The following is a 12,754-nucleotide window of genomic DNA, read 5'->3' as shown; positions in this document are numbered from 1 at the left end:
TTTGCTGCCGGGTTCACCGGGTTTAGCGCCGCCCTCTGCTGAGGGCGGCTGGCACGATTAGAAGGTTTCCCAGTTATCGTTGGAGACGGTGGCAACCTGCGCTTTCTTCGGCGCGGCTACCGGTGCCAACGGCTTGCTAATTGCCTGCGCGATGCTCTCTTTACGAATACGGAACACGGCCACAGCCTGGTTCAGGCGGCTCGCCTGGGCTTCCAGCGCGGCGGCGGCGGCGGCGGATTCTTCCACCAGCGAGGCGTTCTGCTGCGTAACGCGATCCATTTCAGTGACGGCGATGCCGACCTGATCGATACCGCGGCTCTGCTCGCCGGAAGCGGAGGCGATTTCGCCCATAATGTCGGTCACGCGGGTTACGGCGTTAACGATATCCGCCATGGTTTCGCCTGCGCTTTCCACCAGTTGCGATCCGGTATCGACACGCGCGACAGAATCTTCAATAAGACTTTTGATTTCCTTCGCGGCCTGGGCACTGCGCTGCGCCAGGTTACGTACTTCACCAGCAACGACCGCAAAACCACGGCCCTGCTCGCCTGCACGCGCAGCTTCTACTGCGGCGTTCAGCGCCAGGATATTGGTCTGGAAAGCGATGCCGTCAATCACGCTGGTGATATCAGCGATTTTCTTCGAGCTGCCCGCAATGTCGCTCATGGTTTTCACCACGCCGTCCACCACTTTGCCGCCTTTCTGCGCGGTTTCGGAAGCGCTCAGCGCCAGCTGCGAAGCCTGACGGGCGTTTTCGGCGTTCTGCTTCACGGTAGCGGTCAACTGCTCCATGCTGGCAGCGGTCTCTTCCAGCGAAGCGGCCTGCTCTTCGGTACGTGAAGAGAGATCGTTATTGCCCGCAGAGATTTCTGTCGCGCCGGTATAGATAGCATCAGAACCGTCGCGCACATCGCTTACCGTACGCACCAGCGCCAGCTGCATATCGCGCAGGCTTTCCGCCAGCTGCGTCATTTCGCTACGGCCTTCGACTTCAATGGTTTGCGTCAGGTCGCCGCTGGCGATGTGACGGATATGTTCGATATTACTGTTCAGCGGCAGCAGCAGCAGCTTACGAATGCCGCTCCAGGCCAGCGCGATCACCACAGCGGAAACCAGCAGCACGCCCAGCAGCAGCCAGATGCTCTGATGGTAAGCGTCATCGTTAGCTTTGATGCCTTTTTCGGTCAGGCCGTTAATCACGTCCAGCCAGTGGTTATAAGCCTGCTGGAACTGCTCCTGGTAGCTTTGCGTCGGCTGGGCGACAAAGTCGTTGAAGCGGTTGGTCTGCATCATCACGATCAGCTCCGCCAGCGCATCGCGGAACTGTTTATAGTTCGCCAGCAGCGCCTGCACGTCTTCCGCTTTTTTGCCGTCTTCGCTCAGCGTGGCGTTAAAGACCGCCAGTGATTTGTCGGCAGTAGCCAGATCGGTCTGCGCCTGAATCATCAGATCGTTAGCAGAAGTGCCCACGCCTGATTTATTGACGTCCAGCAGGTAGCGGATCCCGGCACGGTTCAGCGTATTACGCGCCTGTACCAGCGAAACCCAGGAAGTCCCCATCGCCTGCTGCAATACGCGCATTTGCTGGTTAAATTCAAAATTCTCTTTATCACTCTGTACGGTTTTAAAGAACAAACCGCCCGTGCCCAACTGCAGCACGGCAAACAACACCAGCACGCTGACCAGGCCGGTCACCACTTTTATACTCTTAAACATAACTACCTCAGTTGGGGGGGCTATTTGATTTAGTTATCGGCAAGGGCTGGGGGAACTTTATTGGGGAAGATGGGGGCATTGCTGCGATCGCTTTTCTTTTATTAATGCCTGTGCCGCAAATTACCTGTCGTTCCGTTAACAGCAACAGAGAGAATAATTCCATTGGTAACGCGACTAATAAAAAAGCCTGGCCAGAGCCGCCTGAAAACAGGCGTACTCAAACCGGGCTTATTGATAGAAATAGTTTTTATTGGGCGAATTTATATCGCTCTGAGGTTTATGACAAAGTAAGGTGCCAGCTCAGGAGGGCCTGTGTCTTCCGCAAAGACGCAAAAAACGCCATCCGTGGCAGCTCAGTACGGGCCTTCCATGGCCCGTAATGCTTTGCTCCAGCCACAGGCCCTCCATCGCTTCAGGTTCAGTAATCTGGAGGCGAATTTATATCGCCCTTTTACTTAAAACGTTTCCCAGTTGCCTTCGTCGGCGGCTGGAGCAGCGGCTTTACGCGGCGCAGGCTTCAGCGCGCGCGGTGCCGGAGCAGCGGCGCGAACGCCCTGATCTTTGCGAACGCGGAATACGGCGACGGCCTGGGTCAGGCGGCTTGCCTGAGCTTCCAGCGCGGCGGCGGCGGTTGCGGACTCTTCCACCAGCGAGGCGTTTTGCTGCGTGACGCGATCCATCTCGGTTACTGCGGTACCAACCTGGTCGATGCCGCGGCTCTGTTCGTCAGAAGCAGAAGCGATTTCGCCCATGATGTCGGTTACGCGAGTTACGGCGTTAACGATATCGGTCATGGTTTCACCGGCGGTACCAACCAGTACGGAGCCGCTGTCTACGCGAGCGACAGAGTCTTCAATCAGGCCTTTAATTTCTTTCGCGGCCTGGGCGCTACGCTGCGCCAGGTTACGTACTTCACCAGCTACCACGGCAAAGCCACGGCCCTGCTCGCCTGCACGCGCAGCTTCTACCGCTGCGTTCAGCGCCAGGATATTGGTCTGGAAGGCGATGCCGTCAATCACGCTGGTGATATCAGCGATTTTCTTCGAGCTGCCCGCGATGTCGCTCATGGTTTTCACCACGCCGTCCACCACTTTGCCGCCTTTCTGCGCGGTTTCAGAGGCGCTCAGCGCCAGCTGCGAAGCCTGACGGGCGTTTTCGGCGTTTTGCTTCACGGTAGCGGTCAACTGCTCCATGCTCGCAGCTGTTTCTTCAAGCGAAGCGGCCTGCTCTTCGGTACGGGCAGAAAGATCGTTGTTGCCTGCGGCAATTTCAGACGCGCCGGTATAAATAGCATCAGAGCCGTCGCGCACGTCGCTTACCGTGCGTACCAGCGCCTGCTGCATCTCTTTCAGGCTATTAGCTAACTGGGCCATCTCGTTGCGGCCTTCCACCAGGATATCGTGCGTCAGGTCGCCATTAGCGATATGGCTGATATGGGTAATATTTTCCTGCAGCGGCTTGATCAGCACGGAACGCAGACCGACCCAGCACAACGCGATCAGCGCTACAACCAGTGCCATTACCGCGCCAATGACCCACAGCATTTTGCTGTAGGCGCTTTCATTGTCAGCAACGCCTTTCGCGGTCAGCACGTCCTGCGCGCTACGCCAGTTAGCATAGGCGTCCTGCATTTCGTTCTGCTTCTGTTCGATGTTCAGCTTGAACATATCGGTCAGCTGGCGGTTTTCCATCAGCGTCAGCATCTGGCCCAGCGCTTTAGAATAGATTTCGTAGTTTTTTTCCAGCTGTGCAGTGATAGCCGGATCCATGCCTTTGGTATTAGGAATGGACTGGTAGCGCGCATAAGATTTGTCGGCGCTGGCCAGCAGGCTTTTACCCTGGTTGCTGATTTCAGTCAGCGAGGCGCTGTTGATGCTGTTGGCGGTTTCGCTTTGCAGACGCAGCATGCCGCGGTTGATAGTGATACGGGTCTGGTTCAGCGACACCCAGGCATCGGTAAACGCCGAGACGTTCTGGCTGGAAGTCTGAGCGATGGAGAAGTTAGTTTTATCGCTGGTCAGCGCGCCGATAAACAGACCGCCGGCAAGCAGCTGGAGCGAGCCGAATACCAGCAGCACTAACAGCAGGCTGGTGACGACCTTAATGCGTTTAAACATAGGGTACCCTTGGTAGAAGTAAAATGGTTCAACATCCGATCTATCGGCGTTATATTTTGGAACTTTATGCGTTGCGGGAACTGTTTTATTAAAGTGATACTTTAATAAGTAAATTAATTATCTCTGCTGCGTAAAGTAATTCAGTTCATAAAAAAACCCTGCCGGTTAAATACCAACAGGGTGTTTTATTATTTAATTTTGCCCGGCTATTACGCGCTGCGCAGCGTATCCACCAGCGCCATTTCGTCGCTGTTCAGCAGTTTTTCGATATCCACCAGGATCAGCATGCGTTCGCCCAGTGCGCCCAAGCCGGTCAGGTACTCGGTAGACATAGTTACCGCGAATTCCGGAGAAGGACGAATCTGGTCGGTAGTCAGCGACAGCACGTCAGAAACGCCATCAACCACGATACCTACTACACGCTGTTCGAGGTTCAGCACGATAACAACGGTATTATCGTTATAGTCTACATCCGGCTGCGCGAATTTAATGCGTAGGTCGATAATAGGCACAATCACGCCGCGCAGATTGGTTACGCCTTTAATAAAAGCGGGCGTATTGGCAATACGCGTAACCTGATCGTAACCGCGAATTTCCTGCACTTTTAAAATATCGATGCCGTATTCTTCGTCACCCAGCGTAAATACCAGGAACTCCTGGCCTACGGTTTCGCCAGCGAGTTTGGTGACATTTGCCATTCCAGTCATAGTTCTACCTTTAAGGTTAAAATCAGGCTGCGGCTCCCGCCACACGCTTTTCACGGTTAAGAGACTGCAGAGCCGATACGTCGACAATCAGCGCCACGCTGCCATCACCCAGGATGGTCGCTGCCGAGATGCCCGGCACTTTGCGATAGTTGCTTTCAAGGTTTTTGACCACCACCTGGTGCTGGCCAATCAGCTGGTCAACCAGCAGCGCATAGCGTTTGCCCGCGCTTTGCAGGATCACCACGATGCCCTGTGTTGCCTCGGTTTTCGCGCCCTGCACGTCAAAGACGTTCCACAGCTCAACCAGCGGCAGGTATTCACCGCGTACTTCCAGCACGCGCTCGCCACCGGCCAGCGGATGCAGATCGTCAGCCAGCGGCTGCAGAGATTCCATCACCGCGTTCAGCGGCAGGATAAAGACTTCGTCGGCAACGCGAACGGACATGCCGTCCAGGATCGCCAGCGTCAGCGGCAGCAGGATACGGATAGTGGTGCCCCTGCCCTGTTTAGAGGCGATTTCTACGTGGCCGCCCATCTCCTGGATGTTACGTTTCACCACGTCCATGCCTACGCCGCGCCCGGAAACATCGGTAACCTGCTCGGCAGTGGAGAAGCCCGGCGCGAAAATCAGCATGCCCACTTCTTCATCGCTCATCGCGTCGTTCACCGGCAAACCGGAAGAGAGCGCTTTCGCCAGAATACGTTCGCGGTTGAGACCTGCGCCGTCATCGATCACTTCGATACAGATATTGCCGCCCTGGTGCTCTGCGGAGAGCGTCAGGTTGCCGACGCCGGATTTGCCAGCCGCCACGCGTTTTTCCGGCGATTCGATACCGTGGTCGAGGCTGTTACGCACCAGGTGCGTTAACGGATCGATAATGCGTTCGATCAGGCTTTTGTCCAGCTCGGTGGAGCTGCCCAACAGCGTCAGTTCAACTTCTTTGCCCAGCTTGCTTGCCAGATCGCGCACCAGGCGCGGGAAGCGGCTAAAGACATATTCCATCGGCATCATACGGATGGACATCACCGATTCCTGTAGATCGCGAGCGTTACGCTCCAGCTGGCCCATGCTGTTCAGCAGGTCGCCATGCGCTACCGGATCCAGCTCATTAGAGCGCTGCGCCAGCATTGACTGGGTAATCACCAGCTCGCCGACCAGGTTGATCAGCTGATCGACCTTTTCTACCGCTACGCGGATGCTGGTAGATTCGCTGGCCTTGGCCGCCGCTGGTTTTTTAGCGGCTTCGCGTTTAGCTGGTGCGGCTTCGCTCACCACGGCAACGGGCTGCGGTGCTGGCGCAGGGGCTTCTTCCGCCACTGGTGCTGGCTCTGGCGCTTCCGCCACGGCAACCGGTGCTGAAGCGGCGTCCAGGAATTTGATCTGCGACTCTTCAATCACAAAGCAGAGCACGGCGACGATATCGTCCTGGCCTACGGAAGAATCCAGCGTCACCTCTACAGAGGTCTCGCCTTTGATTACCTCGGAAACCGTACCCAGGTTGCCCAGCTCTTCCAGCATTAGCGGGACTTCGTTGGGTTTCAGGTTAACCAGCGCCATACGCAGGCCAGCCGCCGCAGGCGCAGCAGCCGGCACCGCCGCTACGGGCGCAGCCGTGACCGGCGCGCTTTCGCCTTTGGCTTCCAGCGCCAGCTGACGCAGCGCCTGACAGATATATTCGAAGGTCGCAGCGTCGGGCTCCGTCGCGGTTTTATAGGCATCCAGCTGTTCCTGCATAATATCTTTGGTTTCCAAAAACAGGTTGATGATAGGCGTGCTCAGCTGCATTTCGCCGCGACGCGCGCCGTCGAGAATATTTTCCAGAATATGCGTGGTTTCCTGTAAAACAGTGAAACCAAAAGTTCCCGCGCCGCCTTTGATTGAGTGGGCCGCGCGGAAGATAGCGTTAAGCTGTTCCGCATCTGGTTCCTGCGGGTCTAACCCCAACAGGTGTTGTTCCATGTCGGCCAGCAGTTCGTCGGCCTCATCGAAAAACGTTTGATAAAAATCGCTGATATCCATGCTCACGGTATCACCTCTGCTGTGAGTTGCGATCGGTCTGGGCCGCTGGCACAGGCGATGCTGGTGTTAAAGTTGGTGCTGCCTGTCCGCTTACCGACTCGGCCGGGTCTGGTTTTTTGGCGGCGTCGCCCGGAACGGACGGCGCCACGATTTTCTGTAGCGCAGCGGGTTCGCTGTCGCTGACCTGTACCGCGTCGCTTTCCGAGTTTTCTTTCTCAATCTGCGCTTCGGTGTCGTGATTCAACACCAGCAAACTGATGCGGCGGTTAACGGCGTCGTCACCGCCACGGTTTTTCAGCTTCATGGTGTCGGCCATGCCCACCACGCGCAGCATTTTGTCACTTGCCAGGCCACCGATAATCAGTTCCCGGCGCGAGGCGTTGGCGCGATCGGCCGAGAGCTCCCAGTTGCTGTAGCCGCGCAGGCCGGTAGCGTACTGAATATCGTCGGTATGGCCCGCCAGGCTGATCCTGTTTGGAATATCGTTCAGGATCGGCGCAATGGCCCGCAGAATGTCGCGCATATAGGGCTCAACTTCCGCGCTGCCGGTTTTAAACATCGGCCGGTTCTGACTGTCGATAATCTGAATGCGCAGTCCCTCTTCCACCATGTTGATGATCAGATGCGGACGCAGCGCTTTCAGTCGCGGATCGGCTTCAATCAGCTGATCCAGCTTTTCGCGCAGACGGTTTAAGCGGATGTCATCCAGCTTGCGCTTCTCGGCGTCAATATCGACAACCTTGTGTACCTCGCCTTTTTGCTGCGACGGATCCATACCGCCGCCAGGGATCACGCTAGTGCTTTCACTGGATTTAGTGCCGCCGGTGATAGCTACCCGCAGCGGCGTTTTAAAGTAATCGGCAATACCGGCCAATTCCTGAGGCTTGGCGATCGCAATCAGCCACATCACCATAAAAAAGGCCATCATTGCGGTCATAAAGTCGGCGTAGGCAATTTTCCAGGAGCCATGGCCGCCAGCATGCCCGGAATGCTTTTTCTTTTTAACCAGGATAATGGGGTGATTGTCGTTCTTCATGCGTCCTGCCCTTTCGCTGGTGCTTTAGCGTTGCGAACGTGTTCTTCCAGCTCGGTAAAAGATGGGCGCTCGGTGGAGTAAAGCGTTTTACGGCCAAACTCGACGGCGATCTGCGGCGCATAGCCATTCAGGCTGGAAAGCAACGTAACCTTGATGCACTGCATCATCTTGGTGGACTCAGAGCATTTCTGCCGCAGAAGACCCGCCAGCGGAGAGATAAAGCCGTAGGCCAGCAGGATCCCAAGGAAGGTTCCCACCATCGCATGTGCAATCAGCTCGCCCAGCTCGGCTGGCGGACGGTCTGCCGAAGCCAGCGTATGCACCACGCCCATTACCGCCGCCACGATACCGAACGCGGGCAAAGAGTCGCCCACGGTGCCGATCGCCGTCGCCGGCACTTCGCACTCGTGCTCGTAGGTTTCAATCTCTTCGTCCATCAGGGCTTCGATTTCAAACGCGTTCATATTGCCGCTCACCATCAGTCGCAGATAATCGGTGATAAAGTCCACCAGTCTTTTATCGGCAAGGATGCGCGGGTAATTAGCGAAAATTTCACTTTCCTGCGGACTTTCAATATCGCTTTCCAGCGAGAGCATGCCCTGCTGGCGCGATTTGGCCATCAGGCGATAAAGCAGCGCCATCAGATCCATATAAACCGCTTTATTGTACTTTGAGCCTTTCATTAACAGCGGCAGCGCTTTTAATGTCGCTTTAATTGCTTTACCGTTATTGCCGACAATAAATGCGCCAATGCCCGCGCCGCCGATAATTAACAGCTCGGAAGGTTGATAAAGCGCGCCCAGATGTCCGCCTACCATTACGTAGCCGCCCAACACCGACCCGACAACCAGGATATACCCCAAAATAACTAACACAATAAATCCTTACGTCTGGCGACGCGTGGGTTGAAGATGAACCGGATTAGGTCAGGTTTTCCGACCCGTGGGCAAAAAAAAAGCAGCGGTATTTAACCGCTGCTGGATTCACTCCACGTGGCGAACATTAAACGGCTTGTTTAACCTGTTCATCCAGCAGTTGTGAAATGTTATCGGCAGGATCTGCGATAAGTTTACGTCTTTTTACCGCGCGAGAAGGCGGCTGGCACAGGCTACAAACAAAGCTGCCGACCGGCTGGTGCGCATGGTTGATAAAGCTGCCGCCGCAGCATTTGCAGTCGGAAAGCTCCAGCATTCCGCTCTCAACAAACCGGACTAAGGTCCAGGCGCGGGTCAGCGCCAACAGCGGGCCTTCGTCCTGTTGCGGGCATTGCTCCAGGTAGAGGCGGTAGGCTTTAATTACCGCATCCACGCCGCTGCTCAAACCGCTTTTGAGTAAAAACTGCCAGGCGTTGCAGAACATCGAAGAGTGAATGTTCTGCTCCCAGGTCATAAACCAGTCGGTGGAAAAAGGCAGCATGCCTTTTGGCGGCGGGCTGCCGCGCAGTTCTTTATAAAGTTTAATTAAGCGGCCGCGGCTAAGCTGCGTTTCGCTTTCTAACATTTGCAGACGAGCGCCCAGCGTAATTAATTCGATTGCCAGCTGAATATCACGCGCTTCCTGAACAATACTTTTTTCGCTCATTAACTCGCCCTCTTTTTCGGCAGTTCGTCATTCTTGGCAGAAGCATCACGCAATAAACGGCTGGATAATAAAATGCCGGTGTGGATTTGCTGCAAATCGTCCACGCGCGATTCCTGAGTCAGGCGATTAATTGTATTGTGGTCAGTAAAGCGGAACTGACATACCAGCTGGTTGGTCTCGGCCAGTTTGACCATTTCCGGCAGCGTTAACTGAGCGAGCGCGTCGGCCATCTGCTCGTCGATACCCAGACGAAACATGGCGGAGGCTTTTTCCTGGTTAATAAGGCGTTGAGCAAGTAATAAATAAGACAAGTTGATGTCGTAAATGTGTTTTAGTAATTCTGATGTACCCATTTTCTTCCGTCCTGACTGACACGACTTAAACGTTGGCGGATTGCGCCGCTACCTTTGTTGCTGCTGGTAAATCTTATTGTGGCAAAAAATTAAGTGGCAGAAGCCAAACGTTCGCGAAGCTCCAGGCGGCCCTGAAAGCGGCCTGCAGAAAGTAGTCATTAACTCATTTTGCCGGTTGCTGCTCCCTTGTTTTCGTCTGCTTCCCTGTACTTTTCCCTGACTTAAAACCGCCCTTACTTAGGACTATTCCGAAAACAACGCAACTTTATCTGCTCTAATTTCCGGATACAACGGAGGCCAGCTGAAATTTTAGATAAAGTGTGATCTGCGTCACACTTTTGGGGCTTATTTAACTAAAATATCCTTCAGAAATGTTGTTGATTAGTTCACTAACTAAGCAAATTCGGCCCATTTTGTTAAATTTTAACGTTACGGGATCATTTACCGCCGAAAATGGTTCCTTTTACGGCGATTGAATGGCGAGATGGTGTGTTTATGAACTAATGCGGATAAAAATTTCACTAAAAGAGGAAAATTCAGGATTAAAATCCAATTAAGACGTGTTAACGGAGTGTAAAACGCAATCACGCCAGGTGACTATCGGCAGAGGGTATAATCAGCGAAAAGTAAGTTACTGCAGCTTTATGACAGGAAGTGTTTAGGTGCTGTAAGCCGCGCCGGGCTTGTGTTTAGGGCATGCCAACAGATGTAACTGGAGGTGACATTAGCGCTATGAATGTTTATGCAGGAATTTTAACCTTACGGGGTAAGTATCGGCAGCAGCTTTGTTTTCTTTAGTGAAAATGCAGTTTTTTCTTTTATCTGGCCCTTTATTAGCCAGTTCTGGCCCGGCCGTGGTTAAAAATGGCAAAAAAAAGGGGCGATTTTACCTCGCCCCTTTTTCGCCTGGCATGACTTATGCTAGACGAGGAAAGCTGGCCACTTTGCCGGCCTCTCCCTGTGCTTCGCTACGTACCGGTAAAGACTGTAAATCTTTAATATAGGACTGGCGCCACTGGGTAATGTCGTTCTTACGCAGTACCGCCATCATGTCGTTGTAGCGTGATATACGCTCATTTAACGGCATGGTCAGCGCCTGGTTCAGCGCGGCAGCCACCTCGTCACGATCGTAAGGGTTGACGATAAGCGCAGAAGTCAGCTCATTAGCCGCGCCTGCAAAGCGTGACAGCACCAGTACGCCAGGATTCTCCGGGTTTTGAGCAGCAACGTATTCTTTCGCAACCAGGTTCATACCATCGCGCAGCGGCGTAACCAGACCAACATCGGTAAGGCGGAAGATTTTCATCAGCAGACGGCGATCGAAGTGCTGATTCAGGTAATAGAGCGGCGTCCAGCCCAGGGTGCCATATTTACCGTTAATGCGTCCGGCTTCAGTTTCCAGCTGGTGACGGATATCCTGGTAAGCCTGCACATCGCCCCGTGAAGTTGGCGCAATCTGTGAATAACGGATTTTACCGCGATGTTCCGGGAAGTTTTCCAGCAGCGCTTCATAGGCCAGGAAACGTTCCGGCAGGCCTTTCGAGTAATCCAGACGCTCGCAGGCGATAATATTTTTGGCATCGCCAAGGTCGCGCTTCATGGCGGCCATTTTCGGCGGCAGCGGCCCTTCGGCCATCTCTTTGATGCTGTCCGGCTCGATGCCTATTGGATAGACTTGGGTGGCGAACTGGTTGCCAAAGGCGAGATGCGTTTTGCCCTTGCTTTGCACCTGCGTCAGCAGCGACAGGCATTCAAGGAAGGCCACGCGGTCGCTTTCCGTCTGGAAGCCCAGCAGATCGTAATCGCACAGCATTTCCAGCAGTTCGTTATGCGGCGGCAGCGCATTGAAAATTTCCGGCGTCGGGAAAGGAATATGCAGGAAGAAACCGATACGGTTTTTCACGCCCAGTTCGCGCAGTGCGGCGGCGAATGGCAGCAGGTGATAATCGTGGATCCACAGGATATCGTCCGGCTCGATCAGCGGCAGCAGGCGTTTTGCCAGCATGGTATTGACGTTGCAATAGCCTTCCCAGGCCTCGCGCTGGAAGTTGACCAGGTCAAGACGGTAGTGGAAAGCTGGCCAGACTACCGCATTGGAAAACTGCAGGTAGTAAAGGTCATAATCGTTCTGATTCAGGCCAAAAGAGGCGTAGGTGACGTTGTCCTTTTCGAACAGATCCATCTCTTTATCTTCTTCACCTATTTCATTGATATCACCGTTCCAGCCAAACCACAGGCCGCCGGTGGTTTTCAGCGCGTCCATAATGCCAACGGTCAGTCCGCCCGCGCTGGTTTTAGAACCGTCCGGTACGGCGATACGGTTAGATACGACTACTAAGCGACTCATAACCTTGACTCCTCAATGACTTATCGTCTTGCTCTAATTTTAATAATGTTTGCTCAAGCCAGTGGTAAACAGCGTCGACGTTGGCCAGGCGATAGCCTGCCTCAGTGTCGCCTTCACCGATCTTGATTGCGATGCCGTCCAGGGCATTGACCGCGGTAAAACCTGCCTCGTCGGTCAAATCATCACCTAAAAATACCGGCGTTCTGCCGGCGAAAGGAGCCTGCTGCATAAAAGCGGCAATGGCGGCTCCTTTACTGACGCCTTTTGGTTTCAGCTCCACAACACACTTTCCTGGCTGAAGCGCCAGCATGGGAAAGCGTTCTGTCATGGCCTGGGCCAGCGCCAAAATCTCTTGCTCATAGTGCGGTGCACGGCGGTAGTGCAGCGCAAAGGCCATGCCTTTGGTTTCCAGTTGGGTGTCCGGCATTTTCGCCACGGCTTCGCTCAGCAGCGTGGCAAGCGAGGCGGAAACGTCCTCTGGCAGAGTAAGGCGTTCGGTATGGCCAGCTGCATCGCGGCGCTCTGCACCGTGCACGCCAGCCAGCGGAAAGCGCAAAGGCGCAACCAGCTCGTCCAGCTCACGTGCCGGGCGCCCTGACACCAACGCCAGCGCGCCGTCGCTTAGCTGCGCCAGGCGAGAAAGCGCGGCTTTTGCCGCAGCAGGGATAAAGACTTCTTCCGGGCGGGACTGGATAGCTGCCAGCGTACCGTCCACGTCGAAGAAAAAAGCGTAGCGTCCCTCGGGGACTAAAGGAGGTACGGACTCCAGCGTATTCACAACGATTCCTCCTGATTATGTGTGCCACGGCGATTCGTTGGTCAGCTAACTGAGCAACGTTGGCGGGAACAGACGCGCGGTCTGCTTTGCCCACAACGC

Annotated in this window: 10 protein-coding genes; all 10 read right to left on the bottom strand. The window is 54.6% G+C overall.

All coding sequences use genetic code 11. The features are described 5' to 3' along the window. Nucleotides 1-57: 57 nt before the first annotated feature. The 10 genes from ACETPC_RS00470 to otsB all read right to left on the bottom strand — a co-directional run bounded on the left by ACETPC_RS00470 (nt 58) and on the right by otsB (nt 12,655). The gene (locus tag ACETPC_RS00470) at nt 58-1,716 is read right to left on the bottom strand and encodes a methyl-accepting chemotaxis protein (RefSeq protein WP_380177558.1); all 1,659 of its coding nucleotides are present in this window, start codon (nt 1,714-1,716) and stop codon (nt 58-60) included. A 455-nt stretch (nt 1,717-2,171) separates the two neighbouring features. Next, nucleotides 2,172-3,833, bottom strand: a complete 1,662-nt coding sequence (locus ACETPC_RS00465; protein WP_380177556.1) for a methyl-accepting chemotaxis protein — start codon at nt 3,831-3,833, stop codon at nt 2,172-2,174. A gap of 209 nt (nt 3,834-4,042) precedes the next feature. Beyond that, nucleotides 4,043-4,540, bottom strand: a complete 498-nt coding sequence (gene cheW / locus ACETPC_RS00460) for a chemotaxis protein CheW (protein WP_380177554.1) — start codon at nt 4,538-4,540, stop codon at nt 4,043-4,045. Between the two features lie 22 nt (nt 4,541-4,562). Further along, entirely contained in the window at nt 4,563-6,560 is a 1,998-nt protein-coding gene (cheA, locus tag ACETPC_RS00455; RefSeq protein ID WP_380178816.1) for a chemotaxis protein CheA, read from the bottom strand. Nucleotides 6,561-6,570: 10 nt separating this feature from the next. Further along, complete coding sequence (motB, locus tag ACETPC_RS00450; protein ID WP_380177552.1) at nt 6,571-7,596, bottom strand: flagellar motor protein MotB; 1,026 nt, start codon at nt 7,594-7,596, stop codon at nt 6,571-6,573. Further along, nucleotides 7,593-8,471, bottom strand: coding sequence for a flagellar motor stator protein MotA (gene motA, locus ACETPC_RS00445; protein ID WP_380177550.1), 879 nt, complete (start codon nt 8,469-8,471; stop codon nt 7,593-7,595). Before motA ends, motB begins: the two co-directional genes overlap by 4 nt. 127 nt (nt 8,472-8,598) lie before the next feature. Beyond that, entirely contained in the window at nt 8,599-9,177 is a 579-nt protein-coding gene (gene flhC / locus ACETPC_RS00440; protein WP_380177547.1) for a flagellar transcriptional regulator FlhC, read from the bottom strand. After that, entirely contained in the window at nt 9,177-9,530 is a 354-nt protein-coding gene (gene flhD, locus ACETPC_RS00435; RefSeq protein WP_380177545.1) for a flagellar transcriptional regulator FlhD, read from the bottom strand. Before flhD ends, flhC begins: the two co-directional genes overlap by 1 nt. Nucleotides 9,531-10,446: 916 nt before the next feature. After that, nucleotides 10,447-11,877, bottom strand: a complete 1,431-nt coding sequence (otsA, locus tag ACETPC_RS00430) for an alpha,alpha-trehalose-phosphate synthase (RefSeq protein ID WP_380177543.1) — start codon at nt 11,875-11,877, stop codon at nt 10,447-10,449. Further along, nucleotides 11,852-12,655 carry a trehalose-phosphatase gene (gene otsB, locus ACETPC_RS00425; RefSeq protein ID WP_380177541.1) on the bottom strand — a complete coding sequence of 268 codons (804 nt, stop codon included), beginning with the start codon at nt 12,653-12,655 and terminating at the stop codon, nt 11,852-11,854. The genes otsA and otsB overlap by 26 nt, the downstream gene beginning before the upstream one ends. Between the last annotated feature and the right edge of the window lie 99 nt (nt 12,656-12,754).

The organism is Pantoea sp. sgz302252 (assembly GCF_042610525.1).
Classification (GTDB): domain Bacteria; phylum Pseudomonadota; class Gammaproteobacteria; order Enterobacterales; family Enterobacteriaceae; genus Erwinia.
The sequence above is the reverse complement of the archived record's forward strand: the minus strand, read 5'-3'. Positions and strand labels throughout refer to the sequence as shown.